This is a genomic window from Ideonella sp. BN130291, from assembly GCF_036231905.1.
Classification (GTDB): domain Bacteria; phylum Pseudomonadota; class Gammaproteobacteria; order Burkholderiales; family Burkholderiaceae_C; genus CAMLIZ01.
In genome coordinates this window covers 333,922-358,388 of record NZ_JAZARE010000001.1, presented here as the reverse complement: position 1 = coordinate 358,388, position 24,467 = coordinate 333,922, and the positions used below count along the sequence as shown (strand labels likewise).

Sequence of the window (24,467 nt, the reverse complement as noted above, 5' to 3'; positions counted from 1 at the left end):
CGGGCGAGGTTGAAGGGTGCACCCTTCGCGCTGCGCGCGTTTCCCGCCAAGCGGGAATTCGCCTCTTCGGGCGGCCGGGCGAGGCTCATGGCCTTAGGTGCTGCGGCCGTCCGCCCGGCGTGCCGTCATCAGGATCCAGCCGTCCTCGCAGTCGCTCACCCGCAGCGTGCACCAGGGTGCATACGCGGCCTTCAGTTCGTCGGCCTGGCGCTCCAGGATGCCGGCCAGCACCAGGTCGCCACCGGGGGCGAGGTGGTCGCACAGCAGCGGGGCCAGCAGCTTCAACGGCGTGGCGAGGATGTTGGCCAGCACCAGCGGATAAGCGCCCTGTGCCAGCTCCGGCAGGCCGGCGCTAAGGCTCACACCATTGGCCTGCGCATTGGCGCGGGTGGCGTCCACCGCCGCCGGATCGATGTCCACCGCGTCCACCCCTTGCGCGCCATGCAGCGCCGCCCCGATCGCCAGGATGCCGGAGCCGCAGCCGTAGTCCAGCACCCGCTGCCAGCAGGCCGCGCGCTGCGGTGCCAGCCGTGCGATCCAGCGCAGGCACATCCGCGTGGTGGGATGAGTGCCGGTGCCGAACGCTAGGCCGGGGTCGAGCCGGATGACTTCCTTGGCTTCGGCGGGCGGCTGGTGCCAACTCGGCACGATCCAGAAGCGCTCGGTGATCTGCACCGGCGCGAACTGCGATTGCGTCAACCGCACCCAGTCCTGCTCGGCTACCGGCTGCAGCGCCTGCACCTGCACGGCGGCGGCCCAGTCCTGCGCCAGCAGCAAGGTGGCTGCATCGGTGGCCTCGGCCTCGTTCGCAAACAGCGCCTTGAGGGTGGAGTGCTGCCAGCCGGCACGCGGCGGCGGCATGCCTGGCTCGCCGAACAGCGCACGTTCGGATGCCGTGTCCGCATCGGCGTCTTCCACCGACACCGACAGCGCCTCCAACTCGTTCATGAGCGCATCCGACACCGGCTCCACCAGCGCCTCCGGCGCGAACAGCACCAGCTCAAACATGGTGCAAAGGCGCGCGGCTGGTAGCGCACCACCGGCCGAAGCCCAGAAGACACCGCGGATCCGGCTCCGCCGGTCCGCTGGTGTCGCCCCCTGGAGGGGGAGCGCCGAAGGCGTTGCGGGGGTGGTCCATCACTATCTGTTGTGCTGGCCCAGCCAGCCTTCCAGGTAGTGGATGCTGGTGCCGCCCTCGGCAAACTTCGGGTCCACCATCAGCTCGCGGTGCAGCGGGATGTTGGTCTGGATGCCCTCGACCACCGTCTCCGACAACGCGGTGCGCATGCGCGCCAGCGCCTGCTCGCGGGTGTCCCCGTGCACGATGATCTTGCCGATCATCGAGTCGTAGTTGGGCGGCACGTAGTAGTTGGTGTACGCATGCGAATCCACCCGCACGCCCGGGCCGCCGGGCGGATGCCACATCGTGATGCGGCCAGGCGAGGGCGTGAACTTGTACGGGTCCTCGGCGTTCACGCGGATCTCGATCGCATGGCCGCGCATCTGGATGTTCTTCTGCGTGAAGGGCAGGCGCTCGCCCGCCGCCACGCGGATCTGCATCTGCACGATGTCGATGCCCGTCACCAGCTCGGTCACCGGGTGCTCGACCTGCACCCGGGTGTTCATCTCGATGAAGTAGAACTCGCCGTTTTCGTACAGGAACTCGAAGGTGCCGGCGCCGCGGTAGCCCAGCTTCTTGCAGGCCGCGGCGCAGCGGTCGCCGATCTTCTCGATCACCCGGCGCGGAATGCCCGGCGCCGGCGCTTCCTCGATGATCTTCTGGTGGCGCCGCTGCATCGAGCAGTCGCGCTCGCCCAGCCAGACCGCGTTCTTGTGCTCGTCGGCGAGCACCTGGATCTCGATGTGCCTCGGGTTCTCGAGGAACTTCTCCATGTACACCGCCGCGTTGCCGAAGGCCGCGCCGGCTTCGGAGCGGGTCATCTGCACCGCGTTGACCAGCGCCGCCTCGGTGTGCACCACCCGCATCCCGCGCCCGCCGCCGCCGCCGGCCGCCTTGATGATCACGGGGTAGCCCACGGCACGCGCGATGCGCACGATCTCCTTCGGGTCGTCCGGCAGCGCACCTTCGGAGCCCGGCACGCAGGGCACGCCGGCCTTGATCATGGTCTGCTTGGCCGACACCTTGTCGCCCATGATGCGGATCGCATCCGGCGTCGGGCCGATGAAGACGAAACCGCTTTTTTCCACCCGCTCGGCGAAGTCGGCGTTTTCGCTCAGGAAGCCGTAACCGGGGTGGATGGCCTCGGCGTCGGTCACCTCGGCAGTCGAGATGATCGCCGGCATGTTGAGGTAGCTCTGCGCCGACTGCGCCGGCCCGATGCACACCGCCTCGTCGGCCAGCTTCACGTACTTGGCGTCGCGGTCGGCTTCGGAATACACCACCACCGACTTCACGCCCATCTCGCGGCAGGCGCGCTGGATGCGAAGGGCAATTTCGCCGCGATTGGCGATCAGGATTTTTTTGAACATGGTGCCTCGGCTCAATGGCCCTCTCGGGCTGCGCCCGAAGCGCGATCTGGCTTCGCCGCAACGCCTGCGGCGTTGTCGCCGCGATTGGCGATCAGAATCTTCTTGAACATGCCGCCCGCCTTATTCGATGACGAACAGCGGCTGGCCAAATTCCACGGCCTGGCCGTTTTCGGCCAGGATCTTGGTGACCGTGCCGGACTTGTCGGCCTCGATCTCGTTCATGATCTTCATCGCCTCGATGATGCAGATCGCCTCGCCTTCCTTGACCTGGCTGCCGATCTCCACGAAGGCCTTGCCGCCCGGGCTGGATGAACGGTAGAAGGTGCCCACCATCGGCGACTTCACCTGGTGGCCGGTCTGCGCTGCGGGCGCCTCGGCCACCGCGGCGGGCGCCGCGGCCGGGGCGGGCGCGGCCACCAGCGTGGGGGCCGGCTGCTGCTGCAGCATCATGCCGGTCTGGATGGGCGCATGGGGGTCGGCCTTGACGATGCGCACCTTGCCATCGGCTTCGGTGATCTCGAGTTCGGAGATGTTGGACTCCGAGACGAGGTCGATCAGGGTCTTCAGCTTGCGCAGGTCCATGTGTGTGGTTCTCCAACGTTGTCGTTGTGGCGGGCGCTGGATGGCGCCCCTGGACGGCGGCCCCTCAGCCGCGGGCTGGCCGGGACAGCAGGTATTGCAGCGCCAGCCGGTAGCCGGCGCTGCCCAGGCCGCAGATCACGCCTTCGGCGAGATCCGAAAAATAGGAGTGCTGCCGAAACGGCTCGCGCCGGTGGATGTTCGACAGGTGCACCTCCACGAAGGGCAGCGCCACCGCGGCCAGTGCGTCGCGCAAGGCCACGCTGGTGTGGGTGAAACCGCCCGGGTTGATGATGATCGCGGTGCTGCCATCGGTGCGGGCGGCCTGCACCCGGTCGATCAGCGCACCTTCATGGTTGCTTTGAAAGCTGCTCAAGCCTACGCCGGCTTCTGCGGCGATCCTGGCCAGTTCCGCATCGATCTCAGCCAGCGTGACCGACCCGTACACACCCGGTTCACGGGTGCCCAGCAGGTTGAGGTTCGGGCCGTGGACGACGAGAACGGACATTCGCGGGCTGCGAGCCGGCCGCAAGGGCGCGGTTCCAAATGTAAGAAGGGCCGGACTTTACGCCTTTTGACAGAGGTTGCCAGCAACTTGACACAAAATAAATTCTTGCTAGGCGTTCCGGTTGGTCCAGCGCACGAGCTCGTCGTAACTGGTTTCCCCCACCCGCTTGCGCACCACGTCGCCGGCCGCGTCCAGCACCGTGGTGAACGGCAACACCCCGTGGCTGTTGCCCAGGGCGAGCATCAGCTCGGCGCCGTCCATGCCGGCCACGCCGATCGGGAAGCTCACCGGCGTGCGCTTGAGGAATTCAGCCACCGCCATGGGGCTGTCGATCGCCAAGCCCACGACCTGCCAGCCGCGCTGACTGTACTCGCGATGAAAGCGATCGAACTGAGGGAGTTCCTTGACACAAGGCGCGCACCAGGTGGCCCAGAAATTCACCACCACCGGCTTGCCACGCAAAGGTGCCATCGCCCACGAACGGCCCTCGGGGTCCGGAAAGCTGGATTCCCACAGTGCCGCGGTCACCGCATTGCGGGCCTGCTGGCGCTGCCAGTACCAGCCGCCCGCCGCGGCGGCCGCGAGGCCGGTGGCCGCGGTGAGCAGCAGGCGGCGGCGCGAGGAAGTCAAGCTCATGGGGTCTCCTGCAACAGGCGGCGCAGCGCGCCGGCGTCGCCGCGCAGGGTGCGCCCGCCGGCGTCGGGCTTGAGCGCGCCACGCAGTTCGTCGAGGTCGCGCACATGGAGGAACAGCGTGACCTCCTCGTTCAGCGCCCGGCAAGGCGCCGCGATCACCAGCACCTCGATCGGCTCGCCGCCGCCCGGCCGGGTGCGGCTGTCCACGTCGAAGTCGATGCCGCGGTTGAGCAGGCCGATCTCGGCGGCCTTGGCGTCGTCGCAATAAAGATCGAGGTGCAGGTTGGACAGCCGGGTGGCGGTGCCGCGCCAGACGGCGCCGGTGAGGTGGGGGCGAAACTCCGCCAGGCGCTCCATCCAGTCCAGCGCCAGGCGGCGCAAGGCGTCCAGCTCGGCCGGCTGGGTGTCGGCGCAGAACAGCTCAAGGTAAGCGCGAACTTCCTCTTCAACCGCGTCATTGCTGGGCAACTCGGCGGGGCGCACGCTGTGGCGGCCGAGCACGCGGGCGGCCCGGCGTTTGGCGGGCCCGTACTCCATGCCTTCCTCGACCACCAGCCGCGCGGCGGCGCTGGCGAGTTCTTCCGTGAGTGTGGGTGCCATCCGTCGATTCTAGGGATGGCAGCGTCTGCGTGCGGACGCCTAGGTGACGCTCAGGGCAGCTCCACCGCGCCCATGCGCGCGGCCACCGTGCCGGCGCGGCCGACCACGTAGGCCGACCCCGGCCGACGCTCGAAACGCTTGGGTGCCGGCAGCATCACCGCCAGCCGCGCCGCCTGCGACGCCCCCAGCTGGGCGGCATCGACATGGAAATAGTGGCGCGCTGCGGCCTGGGCGCCGAACACACCCTCGCCCCATTCCACGTTGTTGAGGTAGATCTCCAGGATGCGTTGCTTGGACAGCAGGCCTTCCAGCATGAAGGTGATCACCGCTTCCTGGCCCTTGCGCGCCAGGCTGCGCTCGCTGCCGAGGAACAGGTTCTTGGCGAGTTGCTGGGTGATGGTGGAGCCGCCCACGATGCGGGCCTGTGGCGCCGGCCGCGCCGGCGCGGGGTTGCGCGGGGGCGGGCGGTGCGCCTGGCGCTCGGCCAGCTTGGCCGCCAGCGCCTCCGCACGCTGGTTGCGCTCCCAGGCCTTTTCGATCGCGTCCCACTCGATGCCGCTGTGCTCGCTGAAGTTGGCGTCCTCGCTGGCGATCACGGCGCGCTTGAGCTGCGGCGAGATCGTGCCGTAGTCGGCCCACTGCTGGCTCCACAGGATCCGGTGCTGCTCGGTGAGCAGCCGCCACGCCTCGCTGCGCTGGAACGCGGTGGACTGTGGGTCCACCACCAGCATCAGCGCCACCCGGGCGAGGAAATACATCTGCAGCGCCAGGCCGCACACCAGCACCAGCGCCAGCAGCCGCAACAGGTGGGACCAGGCGGCTTTCATGCAGCGGCCAGGCGTTGCCGCAGGGCGGTGAGCACTGGCGCAGTGGCTGGCCGCACGCCGCGCCAGACAAAAAAGGCTTCGGCCGCCTGCTCCACCAGCATGCCCAGGCCGTCGCGCCCGACCGCGCCATGGTCCGCGGCCCACTGCAGGAAACCAGCGGCCGCCGGCCCGTACATCAGGTCGACCGCCAGGGCCCCCGGCGCGAGCACCTGGGCACTCACCGGCACCTCGGCACCGGCCATGCTGCTGGCGCTGCTGTTGAGCACCACGCCAAAGCTGGTGCCGCAGTCGGCCAGGCCGGTGGCGCAAAGCGCGACGCCATGTTGCTGCGCCAGCGCCCGGTGCCGGTCCACGAGCGCCGCGGCCTTGGCCACGGTGCGGTTGGCCACCACCACCTCTGCCGGGCGGCGCTCCAGCAGCGGCCCGAGCACACCGGCGGCGGCCCCGCCGGCGCCCATCAGCAGCACTCGCTGCCCTGCGACTGCGACGCCGGCATGGTGCTCGATGTCGCGCATCAGGCCCACGCCATCGGTGTTGTCGGCATACCAGCCCTCCGCGTCGAAGCGCAGCACGTTGGCCGCCTGGGCCAGCGCTGCGCGCTCGCTGCAGCGGGTGGCCAGCCGCATCGCGTCGAACTTGAATGGCACGGTGATGTTGCAGCCCTTGGCGCCGGCGGCGAACTCGCGCAGCGCCGCCTCGAAGCCGTCGAGCGGGCACAGCACCCGCTCGTACACCACCGGCTCGCCGGTGGCCTGGGCGAACATCGTGTGGATGACCGGCGACTGGCTGTGGGCCACCGGGTTGCCGAGCACGGCATAACGGTCGGGAGCGGTCGGCATGGTGGTCGGCATGGCGGTCAGCGTGGCGTAGTGGTCAGGGTGGTCTCCAGGCCCTCGTCGCGCGTGAAGCGGAAGCGCGATGTCACCACGATCTGGTCGGCCTGCTGGCGCATCGCGCCGCTGAAGGCACCGAAGGGCGCCGACCCATGCACGATCGCCACCGCACGCCGGTCCAGCAACTTGGACTTGGACGGCCGCACCACCTGGGCGTCCACCACCCGGCCCTGCGAATCCACGGTCACGTTCATCGTCAACTCGCCGTAGAGCTTCTTGCCGCCCACCTGGGGAAAGTCGCGCGTGCCGCGTTCCTCGATCTTGCGGCGCAGGCTGTCGTAGTACATCGCATAGGCCTCCTCGCGGGTGGCGGGGCTGATGTAGCGCTTCTTCGGGCGGGCGTTCTCCTCGCTGATTCGCTTTTCTATCTCCGCCAGCAGGCGCAGCAGCTGGCGCCGCCGCTCCTCGTTGTCGTGCTCCTGCGGATTGCCGCTGTCACGCCGGGGGTCGGGGGGCGGCAGCGCGGCCAGGTCGCGGCGGATCTGCGCGAGCAGTTGCTGCTGCTGCTCCTGCAACTGCTCGATCTGGCGATGCGATTCGTCGCTGGTGTCGCCCAGCTCCACCAGGGTGGATGCCGGCAGGGGCGAGGTGGCGCGGCCGGCCGCGGCTTCACCACCACCGCCCAGGTTGGCCTGCGCGATCGCCTGCGCCTTGGTGGGCCTGTCGTTGGAACGGGCGTTGACGAGGATCACCTCCAGCGGCGTGTCCTCGAACAGGCGGTCGAAGCCCACCGGGTCGGCGATCCTCAAGGCCAGCAGGCCGGCATGCACCGCGATCGAAACCAGCAGTGCAATCTGCAGGGTGGACAGGCGGCGCAGCATGCTGTTGGGTCAGGCAGCGGGCGCCGCGGGCGCTTCGCCGTCCGCGTCCGACAGGTCGATCGCGATGGCGAGCGGGCCTTGCGGCGGGGCGTCGTCCTCGTCCTCTTCCACCGCCGGTTCGGCGGCGGCCTGGTTTACCTCGCCCAGCCGCACCAGCAGGCTGGCGTGCACGTCCAGCGTCAGCAGGTCCAGCCCGGAGATGCGCACGCGCACCCGCTCCCCGCGCGGCAGGCTTTCGGTGCCCAGCGCGCGGAACACCAGCGGCAGCGCTTCGGCGCGTACCAGCCCGTCTTTCATGACTGCGGCGTCCAGCTCGTCGATCGCCTGCTGCTGCAGGTAACGCAGGGTCCAGTAGCGCTCCAGGCCGGACTGGAATTCGTTGTAGGCGCTGTAGGCCGCGTCGAAGCCGGAGATGATGGAGAACAGCGCCGCGTCCTTGGGCTTGAACGGCGCCACCAGCGCCGCGGTACGGCCGTGGCGGGCGCAGGCAATGATCTGCCACTGGTTCACCAGGTCCACATAGCGGCGCAGCGGCGAGGTGGCCCAGGTGTACTGCGCCACGCCCATGCCGGCGTGCGGCGCCGGCTTGGTGCCCATGCGCACCTTGATGCCGGGCGCCAAGCTCGCCTGGCTGCGGTAGATGCCCGGCACGCTGCATTCCGCGAGCCAGCCGCCCCAGGTGCTGTTGGCCAGGATCATGGCCTCGGCCACGATCAGGTCCAGCGGCGCGCCACGCTGACGCGTGCTGATCTGCACCTGCTCGCTGCCGTCGGGCTCGCGCCCGTCGTTGCCCTGTAGGCGGAAGTTGTAGTCGGGGCGGTTGAAGTTTTCCGGCTTGCCGCGTGCGATCTCGCGCTGCGCCTTCAGGTGGTGCGCCAGGCGGAAGGCGAACGCCAGTTCAGGCGCGAAGGCGTAGTCGGCCGGTGCTTCGCCGGTGAGCGTGGCCTGCGTGATCACGCTGTCGAGCTGGTCATGGCGCAGGTTGGCGGCGATGGGCACCAGCTCCAGCCGCGTTTCGCTGCCCTTGAACTCCAGCGAGTGCTCGTCGAAGGTGACGTACAGGCTTACCGCGGGGCAGTCGCGGCCCTCGGTGAGGGTGTAGGCCTGCACCACCTCGTCGGGCAGCATCGTGATCTTCCAGCCCGGCATGTAGACGGTGGACAGCCGGTCGCGCGCCACCTTGTCGACGGCCGCATCCGGCTGGATCGCCAGGCCCGGTGCCGCAATGTGGATGCCGAACACGACCGTGCCTTGCCCCAAGCCCTGCACCGACAGGGCGTCGTCGATTTCGGTGGTGGCCGAGTCGTCGATGGAGAACGCGCGCACCGGTGCCAGCGGGAGCGTGTCCTTGATCGCAGGTGCCTGCAGCGGCGGAAAGCCGGTGCCCCTGGGGAAGTGCTCGAACAGGAAGCGCTGCCAGTGGAACTGGTAGGCGCTGGAGATGGCGCCGGCGTCCTTCAGCAGGTCCAGCGGTGCACGCTGCGCCTGCTTGGCGGCCTCGACCACCGCCTTGTATTCCGGGCCGTTCTTGTCCGGCTTGAACAGGATCTTGTAGAGCTGCTCGCGGATCGGCTCCGGGCAGCTGCCGGCCACCAGCTGCTCGCTCCACGCCTGCACCTGGGCGGCCTGCTGCTTCTTGCGTTCGATGCCCAGCAGGGCCGCCTTCACCTGTTCCTCGGGAGCCTTCTTGAACTGGCCCTTGCCCATGCGGCGGAAGTAGTGCGGCGCATCGAACAGGCGAAAGAGGGCGGCCGCCTGCTGCACCGGGCCGGCCTTGGCATCGAAGTAGTCGCGCGCGAAGTCGGCAAAGCTGAACTCCGCATCGGGCGCGAATTCCCAGGCCAGGTCGAGGTCGATCTCCTGGGCCAGGGCGTGACCTTGCGCGATCAGCTCGGCGGGCTGCGGCTTGTCGAAGCGCAGCAGCACGTTGGCACTCTTGGCTTTCACGCGCTTGCCGGAGTCCAGCTCGATCTGCATCGAGCTGTCGGCTTCGCTCATCACGCGGCCGGCGAGGAATTTGCCGGCGTCATCGAACAGGGCGTACATAAAGGGGGTGTGCGGGTCGCGCGGATTGTCGCCGAAGGGCTCGGCGCAGCCGGCTAGCCGAGGTGAAGAAAGCGCAGCACGTCGGGCAGGTGCTGGTCGAAGTCGGACAGTGCATGGTCGCTGCCTTCCAGCAGCTTCACATCGGCACCCGGATAGCGGCCGCGCATCTCGTGCCAGTCGAGCACTTCGTCGCCCTTGGCAATGACGGCGAAATAGCGATCAGGCAGCGTGATCGCGGGCACGGTCAGCGCGCGCAACTCCTCGATGAATTCAGCTCGAAAGAAAAAACGGTCCTGCGGGTTCTGCCAGGTGGTCTGCTCGCCGATGTGGGCGGCCAGGTCGCGGGCTGGGTCCACGGCGGGGTTCAGCAGCACCGCGCGGCAGCCGGTCGCTTCGGCCACCGCGGTGGCATAGAAGCCGCCCAGCGAGCTGCCGATCACCGCCATGTGCCCGCTTGGCCAGGCGGCGATGCCGGCCATCACCTGCTGCATCGCGGCGCGAGGCGAAGGCGGCAGTTGCGGGCACCACCAAGCCACGTCGGGACGGTGCGTCGCCATCCAGGCCGCCACCATGCGCGCCTTCATCGACTGGGGCGACGAGCGGAAGCCGTGCAGGTAGAGCAGGTGCGAGATGTCGGCCCCTCGCCCGGCGGGTACGCCGGACGATCCCCCGCGGGGATGCGGGCCGGCTTGGGGGCGGCCCGGCGCTCGGCCCGCAGCGATGTTCATCGGCGTGTGAGCGCGTCCAGCAGCTTGGCGTGGATGCCGCCAAAGCCGCCGTTGCTCATGCACAGCACATGGTCGCCCGGCCGGGCGGCCTTGGCCACCGCCGCCACCAGCGCCTCGATGCTGTCGCACACGATCGCCTGCGCACCCAGCGGCGCCAGCGGTTCGCGCGGATCCCAGCCCAGGTTGCCGCTGTGGCAGAACACCAGGTCCGCCTCTTCCAGCGACCAGGGCAGCTGCGCTTTCATGGTGCCCAGCTTCATGGTGTTGGAACGCGGCTCGAACACCGCGAGGATGCGCTCGTCGCCCACCTTGCGGCGCAGGCCATTGACGGTGGTGCGGATGGCGGTCGGGTGGTGCGCGAAGTCGTCGTACACCTTCACGCCACCGGCTTCGCCGCGCAGCTCGAGCCGGCGCCGCACGTTCTCGAAGCTCGCCAGCGCCTGCGCGGCCAGCTCCGGCGCCACGCCCACGTGTTCGGCCGCGCCGATGGCGGCCAGCGCGTTCAGCTGGTTGTGCTCGCCCAGCAAGGCCCAGTCCACCCGCGCGACTTTCATGCTGCCGCGCAACACGTCGAAGGCATGCGGCTCGCCCCGCGCGCGCAAAGCGCCTGGCTCTTCCTTGCGCGCGCCGAAGCGCTGGACCTCGCTCCAGCAGCCGCGTTCCAGCACACGCTGCAGAGCCTCTTCACGCGCATTGACCACCAGGCGGGCGCTGGCCGGCATGGTCCGCACCAGGTGGTGGAACTGGGTCTCGATCGCACCCAGGTCCGCAAAGATGTCGGCGTGGTCGTATTCGAGGTTGTTCAGCACCGCGGTGCGCGGCCGGTAGTGCACGAACTTGCTGCGCTTGTCGAAGAAGGCGGTGTCGTATTCGTCCGCCTCGATCACGAAGGGCGCCCGCCCGCTGCCCGGTGCCTGCACGCTGAGGTCGCCGGTGCGGGCCGAGACGCCGAAGTTCTGCGGCACGCCACCGACCAGGAAGCCCGGCTTCAGGCCCGCGTGTTCGAGGATCCACGCCAGCATGGACGTGGTGCTGGTCTTGCCATGGGTGCCGGCGACCGCCAGCACATGCCGGCCTTGCAATACATGCTCGGCCAGCCACTGCGGCCCGCTGGTGTAGCGCGCGCCCGATTCGAGGAGGGCTTCCATCAGCGGGTTGCCGCGCGAGACCACATTGCCGATGACAAAAAGATCCGGCGCCAGTGCCAGCTGGTCCGCGCCGTAGCCTTCGATCAGGTCGATGCCGAGTGCGCGCAACTGGTCGCTCATCGGCGGGTAGACGTTGGCGTCGCAGCCGGTGACACGGTGGCCGGCCTCGCGCGCCAGGGCGGCCAGGCCACCCATGAAGGTGCCGCAGATGCCGAGGATGTGAATGTGCATGGCAGGAGAGCTCGGGAGCCCGGGGCGCAAGCCCCGGAGGGGTCAGCGCAATGCCTCGGAGGCGGCCTGCAGAGTGGCGGCGATGTCCTCGTCGCTGTGGGCGGCGCTCACGAAGCCCGCCTCGTACAGCGCCGGCGCGAGGTACACGCCACGATCGAGCATGCCGTGGAAGAAGCGGTTGAAGCGCTCCTTGTCGGTGGCCATCACCGCCGCGTAGTGCTGCGGCAGGCTGTCGCCGGCCGAGGGCGGGAAGAAGAAGCCGAACATGCCGCCTTCGCAGTCGCCCACCATGGGCATGCCGGCATCGCGCGCGGCGGCCAGCAGGCCTTCGGTGAGCTGGCGGGTCTTGGCGGACAGGGCTTCATAGAAGCCCGGCTGGGCGATCTGGCGCAGCGTGGCCAGGCCACACGCGGTGGCCACCGGGTTGCCCGACAAGGTGCCGGCCTGGTAGACCGGCCCGAGGGGTGCCAGCTGCTTCATGATGTCGCGCGACGCGCCGAAGGCGGCCAGCGGCATGCCGCCACCGATCACCTTGCCGAACACCGTGATGTCCGGTGCAAAGCCGGGCAGGGCACGTGCATACAGGCTCTGGGCGCCGCCGAGCGCGACCCGGAAACCAGTCATCACTTCGTCGAACACCAGCAGGGCGCCATGCTGGGTGCACAGCTCGCGCAGCCGCTGCACGAAGGGCAGGCTGGCGCGCACGAAGTTCATGTTGCCGGCGATCGGCTCCAGGATCACGCAGGCCAGCTCGCTGCCATGCTCGGCAAACGCCTGTTCCAGCTGCGCGACGTTGTTGTACTCCAGCACGAGCGTGTGTTGCACCACCTCGGGCGGCACGCCGGCGCTGGTGGGGTGGCCGAAGGTGGCCAGGCCGGACCCCGCCTTGACCAGCAGCGCATCGGCATGGCCGTGGTAGCAGCCTTCGAACTTGATCAGTTTGGCGCGGCCGGTGGCGCCGCGCGCCAGGCGGATGGCGCTCATGGCGGCCTCGGTGCCCGAGCTCACCAGGCGCACCTGCTGCACGCTGGGCACCAGCCGGATGATGGTTTCGGCGAGCTCGATTTCGCGCTCGGTGGGTGCGCCGAAGCTCAGGCCCTCGCGCACCGCCTGCTGCACTGCGTCCAGCACGGCCGGATGGCCATGGCCGAGGATCATCGGCCCCCAGGAGCCGATGTAGTCGACGTAGCGCCGGCCTTCGGCGTCCCACAGGTACGCGCCTTCGGCCCGCGCAATGAAGCGCGGTGTGCCGCCCACGGCGCGAAAGGCGCGCACCGGCGAATTCACCCCGCCGGGAATGGAAACCTGGGCGCGTTCGAACAGGGCCTGGTTGGTGGATGCCGGGTTAATGGACACGGCGCGGCGCTCCGGCGGTGTCGTCCTCCGGCGCTTCGCCGGCGGCCGCACCTTCTTCGCCTTCTTCGGCGGGCGGCAGGGCCCAGAAGAAGCGGTCGGGCACCACGCTGCCCATGCCGGGCCGGAAGCCCGCATCCAGGCTCTGGTCCAGGAAGGACAGCGCCTCGCCCACGGCGGACTGCAGCTCGCTGCCCGCGGCCAGCAGGGACGCCAGTGCAGCGGCCAGCGTGTCACCGGCGCCCACGAAGGCGGTTTCGAAGCGCTCGAACTTCTCGCCGGCCAGCGCGCCCTGCGGCGAGGCGAGGATGTTGTCGATGAACTGCTCGCTGCCCTTGGTCGTGATCATCACGCCGGTGACCAGCACGAAGCGGGTGCCATGCTCGCCGGCGGCCACCGCGAGCTCGCGTGCGGACGCCGGGCGCTCGCTGTCCCATTCGGGCAGCAGGAAGTCGGTGAGGGTCTTGTGGCTGCCCACCAGCACCTCGGTCTGCGGCAACACCAGCTCGCGGAAGGCGTCCAGGTAGGGCTGGAGCTGGTCTTCTTCCAGCCAGCCGAGGCTGGGCATGTAGGACACCAGCGGCACGTCCGGGTAGTCGGAGAGGATCTCGGCCACTGCGCTCACACCCTCGGCCGAACCGAGGAAGCCCACCTTCCAGGCGGAGATCGTCACGTCCTCCAGGATGCCGCGGGCCTGCTCCACGATCACTTCGGGGTCCAGCGGATGCTGGTCGAACACCTCGGCGGTATCGCGCATCACGATGGTGGTGACCACCGGCAGGGCATGGGCGCCCATGGCGGCGATGGTGGCCACGTCGCCGGCGATGCCGGCCGCGCCGCTGGCGTCGCTGGCGTTGAAGCTCATCACGCAGGCCGGCGCCAAGGCTTCCTGGGCGGCGTCGTCGCTGGCGCCAGCCTGTGGGGAATCGGTGGTCATGGGGAGTGGGTCCAGCGCTGGTCGGAGGAGCGGCTTCTTAAGTGGCCGGAACCTCCAGAGAGGTGTGAAGAAAGTTGCGTATGTGCCTACAAGCCTTTATCTTTTTCAAGAAGCGAGTAGCTACAATCTTCGACCATTGTAGTGACCTGAACGAGCAAAGTGAGCGAATCGAGTACCTGGATGTGCCTCATCTGCGGATGGATTTATGACGAGGTCGCCGGGGATCCCGAGCATGGCATAGCGCCGGGCACCAAGTGGGGTGACATCCCCATGAACTGGACCTGTCCGGAATGCGGTGCCCGCAAGGAAGACTTCGAGATGGTTCAGATCTGAACCCTCGTCCAGTTGTCGTGAGGAGTACACGCCTGTGAACCCACAAGCCCCTGCGGTTCCCGCTGCGGGAACCAAGGTGCTGGTCATCGACGACAGCAACACCATCCGCCGCAGCGCGGAGATTTTTCTGCGCCAGGGCGGCTACGACGTCGTGCTGGCCGAGGACGGGTTCGACGCACTGTCCAAGGTCAGCGACCACGACCCCCAGCTCATCTTCTGCGACATCCTGATGCCGCGGCTGGATGGCTACCAGACCTGCGCCATCATCAAGCGCAACCCCCGCTTCACCCGGGTGCCGGTGATCATGCTGTCCTCCAAGGACGGCCTGTTCGACAAGGCGCGGGGCCGCATGGTCGGCTCCGAGGACTACCTGACCAAACCCTTCACCAAGGAACAACTGCTGCGTGCGGTGGAGCAATACCGCCGCAACGGCAGCTGACGGGGCGACGCTGCGGCATTTCGCCGATGCAGCCGCAGCCTCCTGTTCACGACCGACCGAGGACCCAACGACCATGGCCATCCAAAAGATTCTTCTGGTGGACGATTCCAAGACCGAGCTGCACCACCTCTCGGAGCTGCTCACCAAGCGCGGCTACACCGTGCGCACCGCCGAGAACGGCGAGGACGCCATGAAGCGCCTGGGCGAGGAAAAACCCGACCTGATCCTGATGGACGTGGTGATGCCGGGCCAGAACGGCTTCCAGCTCACCCGCGCCATCACCCGCGACCCGCGCTTCGCCGATGTGCCGGTGATCATGTGCACCAGCAAGAACCAGGAGACCGACAAGGTCTGGGGAATGCGACAAGGTGCACGCGATTACGTGGTCAAGCCGGTAGACGCGGACGAATTGATCGGCAAGATCAAGGCGTTCGATTAATCCAACAGCGGCGCGCAACGCGCACGCTTTAGAACAAGACCCATTCGATGGCCAAGAAGGAAGCACTACGCGAACTGCAAAGCCGCTTGGCCGAGCGACTGCAGGCGGCGCGCACCCAGGCGCGCCCCGTCTCCTGGCTGGCGGTCGAATGCCGCGGTCAGGGCCTGTTGTTTCCATTGCAGCAGGCAGGTGAGATATTTTCACTGGTGCCCCTGCTGCCGGTGCCCCACACTCGCGCCTGGTTTGCCGGGGTGGCGAACCTGCGCGGCGGCCTGCATGGCGTCGTCGACCTGGGCGCCTTCCTCGGCATGGCGGGGCGGCCCACGGCGGCGGTGGAAGGCCAGCGCGAGCAGGCCCGCCTCATCGCGCTGAACCCTTCGATCGGCCTGAACTGTGCGCTGCTGGTGGACCGGCTCGCCGGTTTGCGCAGTGCCGAACAGCTCGCTGCAGACGAGTCAGATTCCGGCCGCAAGCCACCTTTCGCCGGCGCGCGCATGCGCGACACCGAAGGGCGGGCCTGGCAGGAGATCCTTCTTTCTTCGCTCGCCGAAGACGAGCAATTCCTCGGCATCGTGAGCTGACGCGCGGCGCTCTACCCGCGCTTTCCAGCTCCTCATCGACCAAGCAAGACCGCAAGAGGCAGACATGAGCTTCCTGAACAAGATCAAAGGCACCGGTTGGGGCAAGCGTCCGGACGGCGATGCCGACGTGGCGGTCGACGAGATGAACGGCCCGTCGGGTGAACTCGACGAAGCCGCGCTCAACCCCAACGGCACCATCACGCTCGACATGAACGCGGTGCCCTCGGTGAGCAACGACTCCTCCATCATCTCCGAGGCCGCGCCTTCGGAGATGACCGGCGAATTCGGCGAGACCCGGCTGCCCGACGTGGGCCCCGAGTCCACGCTGTCCACCGGCCTGCCGCTGATCGGCAACAAGCCGGTTGCGCAGCAGCAGCGCTTCCTCGCCGCCATGGTCAGCGTGGGCCTGCTCACCCTGATCGGCGCCGGTGTCTATTCAGTGACCTCCGCCAACCGCAACGCGGTGCAGGTGGGTGCCACCGGCCAGGCGCTGATGCAGTCGCAGCGGCTGGCGAAGTCGGTGTCGCAGGCGCTGATCGGCAGCCCGCAGGCCTTCCCGGAGGTGAAAGAGTCCACCGAGGTGCTGGCCAAGAACGTGCGTGGCCTGAAGAACGGTGACGCCGACCTGCCGCAGGCCACCCTGGGCGCCCAGGAAGCCATCGACCCGATGCTGCCGCTGGTGGACCGGGCCGAAAAGAACGCGAACATCGTGATCGCGCAGCAGAAGACGCTGACCCAGGTGGGCCAGGCGCTGCGCGCGATCAACCGCCAGTCGTCCGACCTGCTGGAAACCGCCGAGACGGTGTCCTCGCTCAAGCTGCAGCAGGAAGCCTCGCCGGCCGAGCTGTCCGCCGTGGGCCAGTTGGTGATGCTGACCCAGCGTATCGGCAAGAGCGCCAACGAATTCCTGACGATGGAAGGCGTGAGCCCCGAGGCCGTGTTCCTGCTGGGCAAGGACTTGAACTCGTTCCGTGAAATCGCCGAAGGCCTGGCCAACGGCAACCCGGAACTGCGCCTGCCCGGCACCAAGGACGCGCAGACCAAGGAACGCCTGCAGCAGCTGATCAAGCAGTACGAAGAAACGCGGGCCCAAGCCAGCGCCATCCTGGGCAACCTGCAGGGCCTGGTGTCCGCACGTGAAGCCCAGGCGACCATCATTGCCGACAGCGAACCGCTGCGCAAAGGCCTGGAAACGCTGCAGGAAAAGCTGGCCCGCGAAGGCGGCCTGAGTGCCGCGTCGGTGGCACTGCTGGCGCTGTCGATCCTGCTGATCGCCGGCGGCGGCTACGGTTTCCTGCGCCTGTACGTCAAGGACCAGGAAGCCCGTCGCCAGATGGCGGAAGGCCAGCGACTCGAAGCCGAGCGCCAGGAGCAGGAAGCCAAGCGCGTGAACGACGCCAACCAGGCGGCGATTCTGCGGTTGATGAACGAACTGCAGACGGTGGCTGAAGGCGACCTGACGCAGCAGGCCACGGTGACGGAAGACATCACCGGCGCCATCGCCGACTCGGTGAACTTCACGGTGGAAGAGCTGCGGTCGCTGGTGTCGCAGGTGCAGGGCACGGTGTCGCGGGTGACCGAAACGACGCTGCAGGTGGAAGCCACTTCCACCGAGCTGCTGGCCGCCTCCACCGAACAGCTGCACGAGATTCGCCAGACCGGTGAAGCGGTGCTGCAGATGGCCGGCCGAATCAACGACGTGTCCGCACAAGCACAGGAAACCGTGGACGTGGCGCGCCAGTCGCTGGAAGCCGCTGAAACCGGCTTGCAGGCGGTGCAGAACACGATCGGCGGTATGAACTCCATCCGCGAGCAGATCCAGGAAACCTCCAAGCGGATCAAGCGGCTGGGCGAGTCGTCGCAGGAGATCGGTGAAATCACCGAACTGATTTCCGACATTACGGAACAGACGAACGTGCTGGCACTGAACGCCGCCATTCAGGCAGCGTCCGCCGGTGAAGCCGGCCGGGGCTTCTCGGTGGTGGCCGAGGAAGTGCAGCGCCTGGCGGAACGCTCCGGCGACGCCACGCGGCAGATCGCGGCCCTGGTGAAGACCATTCAGACCGACACGCAGGACGCGGTGGCCGCCATGGAGCGCTCCACGCAGGGTGTGGTCGAGGGAACGAAGCTGTCCGACGCGGCAGGTTCTGCGCTGAACGACATCGATCGAGTCACGCGTGAACTGTCCGACCTGATTGCGCAGATTTCCAGCCAGGCCTCCCGCGAAGCCGAATCGGCGAACGTGGTGGCCGCCAACATTCAGCACATCTTCGCGGTGACCGAGCAGACCGGTGAGGGCACGCGCTCCACCGCGCAGATGGTGCGCGAGCTGTCGAAGACCGCTGAAGAACTCAAACAGTCGGTGTCGCGATTCAAGGTCGCCTGACCTCGCCTCGCGCTCGCCACACCGTCCGCTTCAGGCCGCACCCCAGCGCCTGAAGCGGATTTCGCATGTCACTGAAGCCTGATGATGGACGCACGCGACACCGAAACGACCGATGACCTGAGCGCCCTCGCCTGGGTCCAAGAAGAGCTGCGGAAGTCGCTGGAGGCAGCGCACAAGTCGCTGCGCCGCTTCGTCAAGGAAAGCGAAGCGCTCAGCGGCTCCGACGTCGACGCCGTCGACCCCGGCGTGCTGCGCACTGCGCGCCAGCAGCTGCACCAGGGCGTGGGCGCACTGGAGCTCGTGGGCCTGCCGGCCGGTGCGCAGCTGCTGCGCGCCAGCGAAGCGGCCGTGCAACGCCTGTCGCAGCGGCCGAAGAAACTCAACGCGGCTGCGGTGGAGGCGATCGAGCGTGCCTCCTTCGCCTTGCTGGACTACCTGGCGCGCCGCCTGGCCGGCAAGCCGGTGTCCGCGCTGGCGCTGTTCCCCGCCTATCGCGGCGTGCAGGAGATGGCGGGCGCAGAGCGTGTGCACCCGGCCGACCTGTGGTCGCACGACTGGCGCTGGCGTGATCTGCCGGCCGATGCCGCGGCCACGCCGCGCCAGCCGGATGCCGACACCCGGGGCGAGCTCGAGACCCAGATGCTGCTGATGATGCGGCAGTCGCCCAAGGCGGCGGCCAAGCGCATGAGCGACCTGTTCGCGGGGCTGGCGGCCGGCGCCACCGAGCGCCACCTGGCCACCCTGTGGCAGCTGGCGTCCGCCTTCTGCGAAGGCCAGTCGCTCGGCATGCCGCCGGGCGACGTGTACAGCAAGCGCATCGTCTCGCGCCTGCTGGCCCAGTTGCGCATCTGCGAGCGCGGTGGCAACGACGTGTCCGAGCGCCTGGCGCAGGACCTGTTGTTCTTCTGCGCCCAGGCCGGTGACAAGGCCGACAGCAACGCCACCCCGCGCATGGCGGCGGTGCGGCGCGTCTATGGCCTCACGCAAAAGACAGCGGTCAACTACGAAGACGCCCGCCTGGGCCGCTTCGACCCCGCCTGGATCGCCCAGGCGCGCAAGCGCGTGGCCGGTGCCAAGGATGGCTGGTCCGCCGTGGCCGGTGGCGAACTGCACCGCCTCAATGGCCTGGCGGAACAGTTCGCGCTGGTCACCGATTCGCTCAAGCGGCTGTACCCGTCGGGTGACCGCCTGGCCGATGCGCTGCACGGCGCCGTGCACCAGACGGTCACCAGCGGCCAGGCGCCGTCGCCTGAGTTGGCGATGGAGGTCGCCACCGCGATGCTCTACCTGGACGCCTCGCTGGAGGATGGCGAGTTCGACCATCCCGAGGAGGCCGTGCGTGTGCAGCGCCTGGCGCAGCGCATCGACCACGTGGGCCACGGTGCGCCGTCCGAGCCGCTGGAAGGCTGGATGGAGGAGCTGTACCGCCGCGTGTCCGACCGCCAGACCATGGGCAGCGTGGTGCAGGAGCTGCGAGCGTCCCTGTCCGAAGCCGAAAAGCTGATCGACCAGTTCTTCCGCAACCCGGCCGAACGCGAGGTGCTGATCCCCGTGCCGGGCCAGCTGTCCGCGATGCGCGGCGTGCTGTCGGTGCTGGGCATGGAGCAGGCCTCGCATGCGGTGGTGCGCATGCGCGACGAGGTCGATGGCCTCATCGCCACCGAGGTGGACCCACAGCGTGCGGCGCAGGCCGGCACCTTCGACCGCTTGGCCGGCAACCTGGGCGCGCTCGGCTTCCTGATCGACATGCTCAGCGTGCAGCCGCAGCTGGCGAAGTCGCTATTCACCTTCGACGCCGAGAGCGGCTCCCTGCGCGCCGTCATGGGGCAGGGCCATCGCCACTCCGGCTTCACGCCGCTGGATGGTGCGGACACCGCACCGGCCCCGCTGGTGGGCACGGTGGAGCCCCGCCTGATCGAGCAGGCGCGCGACCTGGCCATGGCTGCCGCGCATCCCGAGGTCAGCGTGGAGCAGGTCTCGCGCGACCTGGAGCGCCTGTCGCATGAAGCCCTGGTGGCCGACCAGTCGGTGCTGGCCGAGACGGTGAGCACCGCGCACGCCGCGCTGGAGCATGCGCAGGACGAGGAGCAGCGCCAGGCCGTGCGCGAAGAGCTGGCCCAGGTGATGGCCGACTTCGTGCACACCGCCTCCGACGCCGCCACCCTGGCGCCCGAGCCGGTGGCCGCTGCGCCGGTGCCGGCGCCCGTGCCTGCGCCGGCCTCCGCGCCCACGCCGGCCGGTGCCACCGGCCTGGAAGAAGACACCGAGATGCGCGAGATCTTCCTGGAGGAAGCGCGCGAGGTGATGCAGAACGCCCGCGAGGCGCTGGCCGCGCTGGCGGACGACAACAGCAACATCGGCGAGCTCACCACGGTGCGGCGCGCCTTCCACACGCTCAAGGGCAGCTCGCGCATGGTCGGCCTCACCGACTTCGGCGAAGCGGGCTGGGCCTGCGAGCAGCTCTACAACGCCCGCCTGGCCGACGCGCCGAACGCGGACGACACCTTGCTCGGCTTCACTTCCGATGCGCTGGCCTACCTGGGCGACTGGATCGAGGCCATCGCCGCCGGCCAGGCCCGTGGCCATGAGTCGTCGGTGGTTCGCCACGCGGCGGACGCACTGCGCCTGGAAGGCCGCCGCGACGCCATGCCGCTGCCCGGCACGGCTGCGCCGGCTGCGCTGACCGCCATGGTGCCGGAGTTGCCGGCTGCCAGCGAACTTCAGCTGCCGGCGGCGGTGGCTGCCGCTCCGCAGGAGCCGGCACAGCCGCTGCCCGAGATCCGCGAGCCGGAGATCGAGGTGCCGGCCACGGTCGAGACCATCGACCTCAGCGAGCTGCCGCTCAGTGCCGAATTCCTGCCCGAGGTGCAGGCTGAACCCGCAGAGACCACCGCGGTGCTCGGTGGCGCGGCCGCCGTGCCGGAGGTGTCCTTCGATCTGGACCTGAGCAGCCTGGACGGCACGCCCGCTGCGGCGCCCGAGCCGCTGCAGACGATCGAGCTGAACCTGGCGCCGGAAGAGATCACCGAGGTGCAGCCTGCGTTCACCCCGGTGGACCAGGTGGACCTGGCACTGCCGGACCTGGTGCCCGCCGCCGAAGAGGCTGCTGCGCCGGAGGTGCTGGCCGAAGCTCCCGCCGCCGAAGCCGAAGTACCCGCCGCCGAAACGGTGGACCTGGACCAGGTGAAGATCGTCGGGCCGCTGCGCATCAGCATCCCGCTGTTCAACATCTACCTCAACGAAGCGGACGAACTGTCGCGCCGCCTGTCCACCGAGCTGGCCGAATGGTCGCTGGAGCTGGACCGCCCGGTGGGCGAAAACGCGATCGCGATGGCCCATTCGCTGGCGGGCAATTCCGCCACCGTGGGCTTCACCGAGCTGTCGCAGCTGGCGCGCACGCTGGAACATGCGCTGATGCGCTCGCAGGCCATCGGCAGCGGTGAAGCCGCCGAGGCGCAGCTGTTCATCGACGCCGCCGAGGAAATCCGCCGCCTGCTGCACCAGTTTGCCGCCGGCTTCCTGAAGGACGTGCCGCCCGAGCTGCACCAGCGTCTGGCCGCACACGAGATCGAATCCGCGCAGCGCATGCAGGCCCTGGCCGCCATGCCGGAAGCCGACGATTCCACTGACAGCGAACCCGTGGTGTCCGAACTGGACTCCGCGGAAGCGGACGCCGCCTTCCCCGACCTGGCCGCCAACGAACCGGTGGCCGAGCCTGCGACGGCGCAGCCGGAGACCGCGGCCGCTGCAGAGCCCGCAGACGTCGCGGAGCAGGCGCCGGTGGCCGAGGCCGAGATCGTTGCCGAGCCGCAGATCGCCGCCGAACCCGACGTGCAAGCCGCCGTGGCCGAGCCGGCCGTGGTGGCCGAGCCGATCGCGCCGGTGGCCGAGCCCGCTCCCGCGATGGCCGTATCGGCCGCGCTGGAGGAACTGCGCCACACCGAACTGAAGAGCCTGGCTGCGCTGCCGCAATCCGACCGCCGCACGGTGGTCGCTCGCGGTGATGCGCTGGACGATGAAGACGACATCGACGCGGTGGACGCAATCGACGCGGAGCTGTTCCCGATCTTCGAGGAAGAAGGCCAGGAGCTGCTGCCGCAACTGGCATCGCGCATGCGCGAGTGGGTGCGCCGTCCGGCCGACGCCGGCGCGGCGGCCGCCTGCATGCGCACACTGCACACGCTCAAGGGCGGTGCCCGCCTCGCCGGCGCCATGCGCCTGGGCGAAATGGCGCACCGGCTGGAAACCGCGATCGAGCACCTGCTGGCCCGTGGCGACGCCGCCGGCTCCGACGTGGAAGCGCTCGAAGGCCGGGTCGACGCACTGCAGGCGCGCTTCGATGCCTTGCGCTCCAACGATGCGGCGGCCTACGAACAGGCCAGCGCAGCGGTCGAGGAGGCCCTGCGCGAGGAACCCCCGGCACTGCCCGTGGTGGCCGAGGCGCTGCCCGAGGTGCCGGTGGTCGAGCCGGCCCCGGCCGACTTGCCCCCGGTGGCCGACGATGCCCCGGCTGCTGCGGCTCCCGCCGATCCGGTGGCTCCGCGCACCGGATCGCTGCCCGCCGTCATCGACTGGAGCCGCTTCAGCACCGAGGTGCGCGCGCCGCGCCTGGCCAAGGTGGATCGTTCGGCCGCCAGCAGCCACCACGCCAACGTGCGTGTGCGGGCTCCGCTGCTGGACCGCCTGGTCAACCACGCGGGCGAGGTGTCCATCACCCGCTCGCGCATCGAGTCGGACGTGTCGCAGCTGAAGAGCTCGCTCACCGACCTGACGGACAACCTGGAGCGCCTGCGCCGCCAGCTGCGTGACATCGAGCTGCAGGCCGAAACGCAGATCACCTCGCGCATGGAGGCCGCCAAGGCCGCCGCGCAGGCCTTCGATCCGCTGGAGTTCGACCGCTTCACGCGCTTCCAGGAACTCACCCGCATGATGGCCGAGTCGGTGAACGACGTGGCCACGGTGCAGCGCAGCCTGCAGCGCACCTTGCAGTCGGCCGAAGACGAACTCGCGGCCCAGGCCCGCCTGACGCGCGACCTGCAGGACGACCTGCTGCGCACGCGCATGGTGGAGTTCGAGGGCCTGTCGGAGCGCCTGTACCGCGTGGTGCGCCAGGCCGCCAAGGAGACCGGCAAGCAGGTGCGGCTGGACATCGTGGGTGGCTCGATCGAAGTCGACCGCGGTGTGCTGGACCGCATGACCGGTGCCTTCGAGCACCTGCTGCGCAACTGCGTCACTCACGGCATTGAAACGCCCGATGTGCGCACGGCCCACGGCAAGGATGCCGCCGGCCAGATCACGGTGGTGCTCACCCAGGAAGGCAACGAAGTCGGCGTGGAATTCCGCGACGACGGCGGCGGCCTGAACCTGGAGCGCATCCGCCAACGTGCCGTGGCCATGGGCCTGGTGGCGGCGGACGCCGCGCCGACCGAGGCGGAACTGGCCAACCTGATCTTCACGCCGGGCTTCAGCACGGCGGAAACCGTGACCGAGCTGGCCGGCCGCGGCATCGGCATGGACGTGGTGCGAAACGAAGTGAACGCCATGGGCGGCCGCATCGAGACCGCCACGGCCGCGGGCCAGGGCACCAGCTTCAAGCTGGTGCTGCCGCTGACCACCGCGGTGACGCAGGTGGTGATGGTGCGCTGCGGCGACACCACGGTGGCCATCCCGTCCACGCTGATCGAGATCGTGCGCCGGGCCAAGCCGGCCGAGGTGGAGCAGGCCTATGCCAGCGGCCAGCTCACGGTGGGTGACCGCAACCTGCCGTTCTTCTGGCTGGGCGCGCTGCTGCAGTCCAGCCCGCGCGGCACCGAAACCGGCCGCACCCTGCCGGTGATCATCGTTCGCAGCGCGCAGCAACGTGTGGCCCTGCACATCGACGAAGTGCTGGGCAACCAGGAAGTGGTGGTCAAGAACCTGGGCAACCAGCTCTCGCGCCTGCCCGGCCTGGCCGGCATGACGCTGCTGGCCTCCGGCGCCGTCGCCCTGATCTACAACCCGGTGGCGCTGGCCACGCTGTATGGCGATGCCGCCTGGCACGCCATGCGCGAGGCGCTGGCCAAGCCGGACAGCGCGGCCGAAGCCCTGCGCGCGCAGGAAGCCGCGGTGGTGCAGGCCCCGCTGGTGCTGGTGGTGGACGATTCGCTCACCGTGCGCCGCGTCACCCAGCGCCTGCTGGTGCGCGAAGGCTACCGTGTGTCGCTCGCCAAGGACGGGCTGGAAGGCCTGGAGCGCCTGGCCGAAGAGCGGCCGGCGGTGGTGCTGTCGGACATCGAGATGCCGCGCATGGACGGCTTCGACCTGGTGCGCAACATGCGGGGCGACGCGCGCTGGCGCGAGCTGCCGGTGATCATGATCACCTCGCGCATCGCGCAGAAGCACAAGGACTACGCGGCCGAGCTGGGGGTGGACCACTACCTGGGCAAGCCCTATGCGGAAGAGGACCTGCTGGCCCTGGTGAGCCGCTATGCTTCGGTGGAAGTGACTGCCTAGC

The 24,467-nt window shown here is 69.0% G+C and carries 20 protein-coding genes; 6 read left to right on the top strand and 14 right to left on the bottom strand.

The window, feature by feature from the left end; translation table 11 throughout:
- Positions 1 to 93: 93 nt before the first annotated feature.
- The 14 genes from prmA to thiD form a co-directional block, all read right to left on the bottom strand.
- The gene (gene prmA / locus VPH43_RS01685) at positions 94 to 1,008 is read right to left on the bottom strand and encodes a 50S ribosomal protein L11 methyltransferase (RefSeq protein WP_328575911.1); all 915 of its coding nucleotides are present in this window, start codon (positions 1,006 to 1,008) and stop codon (positions 94 to 96) included.
- Positions 1,009 to 1,140: 132 nt separating this feature from the next.
- Positions 1,141 to 2,490 (bottom strand): acetyl-CoA carboxylase biotin carboxylase subunit, encoded by a 1,350-nt coding sequence (gene accC / locus VPH43_RS01680; protein ID WP_328575910.1) that lies wholly within the window; start codon positions 2,488 to 2,490, stop codon positions 1,141 to 1,143.
- Positions 2,491 to 2,610: 120 nt separating this feature from the next.
- Positions 2,611 to 3,072 (bottom strand): acetyl-CoA carboxylase biotin carboxyl carrier protein, encoded by a 462-nt coding sequence (gene accB, locus VPH43_RS01675; RefSeq protein ID WP_328575909.1) that lies wholly within the window; start codon positions 3,070 to 3,072, stop codon positions 2,611 to 2,613.
- Positions 3,073 to 3,136: 64 nt separating this feature from the next.
- Positions 3,137 to 3,577, bottom strand: coding sequence for a type II 3-dehydroquinate dehydratase (gene aroQ, locus VPH43_RS01670; protein ID WP_328575908.1), 441 nt, complete (start codon positions 3,575 to 3,577; stop codon positions 3,137 to 3,139).
- Positions 3,578 to 3,685: 108 nt separating this feature from the next.
- Positions 3,686 to 4,213 carry a TlpA family protein disulfide reductase gene (locus VPH43_RS01665; RefSeq protein ID WP_328575907.1) on the bottom strand — a complete coding sequence of 176 codons (528 nt, stop codon included), beginning with the start codon at positions 4,211 to 4,213 and terminating at the stop codon, positions 3,686 to 3,688.
- Positions 4,210 to 4,812 (bottom strand): hypothetical protein, encoded by a 603-nt coding sequence (locus VPH43_RS01660; RefSeq protein ID WP_328575906.1) that lies wholly within the window; start codon positions 4,810 to 4,812, stop codon positions 4,210 to 4,212. Before VPH43_RS01660 ends, VPH43_RS01665 begins: the two co-directional genes overlap by 4 nt.
- A 50-nt stretch (positions 4,813 to 4,862) precedes the next feature.
- Positions 4,863 to 5,639 (bottom strand): transglycosylase domain-containing protein, encoded by a 777-nt coding sequence (locus tag VPH43_RS01655; protein WP_328575905.1) that lies wholly within the window; start codon positions 5,637 to 5,639, stop codon positions 4,863 to 4,865.
- On the bottom strand, positions 5,636 to 6,478 hold the full coding sequence (gene aroE, locus VPH43_RS01650; RefSeq protein WP_328576193.1) for a shikimate dehydrogenase: 843 nt from the start codon (positions 6,476 to 6,478) through the stop codon (positions 5,636 to 5,638). The genes VPH43_RS01655 and aroE overlap by 4 nt, the downstream gene beginning before the upstream one ends.
- A gap of 17 nt (positions 6,479 to 6,495) precedes the next feature.
- Positions 6,496 to 7,353: an energy transducer TonB gene (locus VPH43_RS01645; RefSeq protein ID WP_328575904.1), complete on the bottom strand. Its 858-nt coding sequence runs from the start codon at positions 7,351 to 7,353 to the stop codon at positions 6,496 to 6,498.
- A gap of 9 nt (positions 7,354 to 7,362) precedes the next feature.
- A complete protein-coding gene (locus tag VPH43_RS01640) occupies positions 7,363 to 9,399 on the bottom strand; it encodes a ribonuclease catalytic domain-containing protein (protein WP_328575903.1) in 2,037 nt (678 codons plus the stop codon).
- A gap of 53 nt (positions 9,400 to 9,452) precedes the next feature.
- Positions 9,453 to 9,983 (bottom strand): YqiA/YcfP family alpha/beta fold hydrolase, encoded by a 531-nt coding sequence (locus tag VPH43_RS01635; RefSeq protein ID WP_442909193.1) that lies wholly within the window; start codon positions 9,981 to 9,983, stop codon positions 9,453 to 9,455.
- A gap of 140 nt (positions 9,984 to 10,123) precedes the next feature.
- Positions 10,124 to 11,506: a UDP-N-acetylmuramate:L-alanyl-gamma-D-glutamyl-meso-diaminopimelate ligase gene (mpl, locus tag VPH43_RS01630; protein ID WP_328575901.1), complete on the bottom strand. Its 1,383-nt coding sequence runs from the start codon at positions 11,504 to 11,506 to the stop codon at positions 10,124 to 10,126.
- A gap of 42 nt (positions 11,507 to 11,548) precedes the next feature.
- Positions 11,549 to 12,862, bottom strand: coding sequence for a glutamate-1-semialdehyde 2,1-aminomutase (gene hemL, locus VPH43_RS01625; protein ID WP_328575900.1), 1,314 nt, complete (start codon positions 12,860 to 12,862; stop codon positions 11,549 to 11,551).
- The gene (gene thiD, locus VPH43_RS01620; RefSeq protein WP_328575899.1) at positions 12,852 to 13,796 is read right to left on the bottom strand and encodes a bifunctional hydroxymethylpyrimidine kinase/phosphomethylpyrimidine kinase; all 945 of its coding nucleotides are present in this window, start codon (positions 13,794 to 13,796) and stop codon (positions 12,852 to 12,854) included. The genes hemL and thiD overlap by 11 nt, the downstream gene beginning before the upstream one ends.
- Before the next feature lie 180 nt (positions 13,797 to 13,976).
- Here thiD and VPH43_RS01615 point away from each other — a divergent pair, with 180 nt between their 5' ends.
- The 6 genes from VPH43_RS01615 (at position 13,977) to VPH43_RS01590 (ending at position 24,466) form a co-directional block, all read left to right on the top strand.
- Entirely contained in the window at positions 13,977 to 14,129 is a 153-nt protein-coding gene (locus VPH43_RS01615) for a rubredoxin (protein WP_328576192.1), read from the top strand.
- A gap of 34 nt (positions 14,130 to 14,163) precedes the next feature.
- Positions 14,164 to 14,568 carry a response regulator gene (locus VPH43_RS01610; RefSeq protein WP_328575898.1) on the top strand — a complete coding sequence of 135 codons (405 nt, stop codon included), beginning with the start codon at positions 14,164 to 14,166 and terminating at the stop codon, positions 14,566 to 14,568.
- A 73-nt stretch (positions 14,569 to 14,641) separates the two neighbouring features.
- On the top strand, positions 14,642 to 15,007 hold the full coding sequence (locus tag VPH43_RS01605; RefSeq protein WP_328575897.1) for a response regulator: 366 nt from the start codon (positions 14,642 to 14,644) through the stop codon (positions 15,005 to 15,007).
- Between the two features lie 47 nt (positions 15,008 to 15,054).
- On the top strand, positions 15,055 to 15,588 hold the full coding sequence (locus VPH43_RS01600; protein ID WP_328575896.1) for a chemotaxis protein CheW: 534 nt from the start codon (positions 15,055 to 15,057) through the stop codon (positions 15,586 to 15,588).
- A 64-nt stretch (positions 15,589 to 15,652) separates the two neighbouring features.
- Complete coding sequence (locus tag VPH43_RS01595; protein ID WP_328575895.1) at positions 15,653 to 17,974, top strand: methyl-accepting chemotaxis protein; 2,322 nt, start codon at positions 15,653 to 15,655, stop codon at positions 17,972 to 17,974.
- An 84-nt stretch (positions 17,975 to 18,058) separates the two neighbouring features.
- A complete protein-coding gene (locus VPH43_RS01590; protein WP_328575894.1) occupies positions 18,059 to 24,466 on the top strand; it encodes a hybrid sensor histidine kinase/response regulator in 6,408 nt (2,135 codons plus the stop codon).
- Position 24,467: the final 1 nt, after the last annotated feature.

Excerpts from the sequence above, each read along its gene's own strand:
- VPH43_RS01590 (WP_328575894.1), top strand. The coding sequence starts at position 18,059 with ATGGACGCACGCGACACCGAAACGACCGATGACCTGAGCGCCCTCGCC.
- aroE (WP_328576193.1), bottom strand. The coding sequence starts at position 6,478 with ATGCCGACCGCTCCCGACCGTTATGCCGTGCTCGGCAACCCGGTGGCC.
- VPH43_RS01645 (WP_328575904.1), bottom strand. The coding sequence starts at position 7,353 with ATGCTGCGCCGCCTGTCCACCCTGCAGATTGCACTGCTGGTTTCGATC.
- mpl (WP_328575901.1), bottom strand. The coding sequence starts at position 11,506 with ATGCACATTCACATCCTCGGCATCTGCGGCACCTTCATGGGTGGCCTG.
- accB (WP_328575909.1), bottom strand. The coding sequence starts at position 3,072 with ATGGACCTGCGCAAGCTGAAGACCCTGATCGACCTCGTCTCGGAGTCC.
- thiD (WP_328575899.1), bottom strand. The coding sequence starts at position 13,796 with ATGACCACCGATTCCCCACAGGCTGGCGCCAGCGACGACGCCGCCCAG.
- VPH43_RS01635 (WP_442909193.1), bottom strand. The coding sequence starts at position 9,983 with ATGAAGGCGCGCATGGTGGCGGCCTGGATGGCGACGCACCGTCCCGAC.
- accC (WP_328575910.1), bottom strand. The coding sequence starts at position 2,490 with ATGTTCAAAAAAATCCTGATCGCCAATCGCGGCGAAATTGCCCTTCGC.
- VPH43_RS01595 (WP_328575895.1), top strand. The coding sequence starts at position 15,653 with ATGAGCTTCCTGAACAAGATCAAAGGCACCGGTTGGGGCAAGCGTCCG.
- VPH43_RS01600 (WP_328575896.1), top strand. The coding sequence starts at position 15,055 with ATGGCCAAGAAGGAAGCACTACGCGAACTGCAAAGCCGCTTGGCCGAG.
- VPH43_RS01640 (WP_328575903.1), bottom strand. The coding sequence starts at position 9,399 with ATGTACGCCCTGTTCGATGACGCCGGCAAATTCCTCGCCGGCCGCGTG.
- VPH43_RS01655 (WP_328575905.1), bottom strand. The coding sequence starts at position 5,639 with ATGAAAGCCGCCTGGTCCCACCTGTTGCGGCTGCTGGCGCTGGTGCTG.
- VPH43_RS01615 (WP_328576192.1), top strand. The coding sequence starts at position 13,977 with ATGTGCCTCATCTGCGGATGGATTTATGACGAGGTCGCCGGGGATCCC.
- prmA (WP_328575911.1), bottom strand. The coding sequence starts at position 1,008 with ATGTTTGAGCTGGTGCTGTTCGCGCCGGAGGCGCTGGTGGAGCCGGTG.
- VPH43_RS01605 (WP_328575897.1), top strand. The coding sequence starts at position 14,642 with ATGGCCATCCAAAAGATTCTTCTGGTGGACGATTCCAAGACCGAGCTG.
- VPH43_RS01665 (WP_328575907.1), bottom strand. The coding sequence starts at position 4,213 with ATGAGCTTGACTTCCTCGCGCCGCCGCCTGCTGCTCACCGCGGCCACC.
- VPH43_RS01660 (WP_328575906.1), bottom strand. The coding sequence starts at position 4,812 with ATGGCACCCACACTCACGGAAGAACTCGCCAGCGCCGCCGCGCGGCTG.
- aroQ (WP_328575908.1), bottom strand. The coding sequence starts at position 3,577 with ATGTCCGTTCTCGTCGTCCACGGCCCGAACCTCAACCTGCTGGGCACC.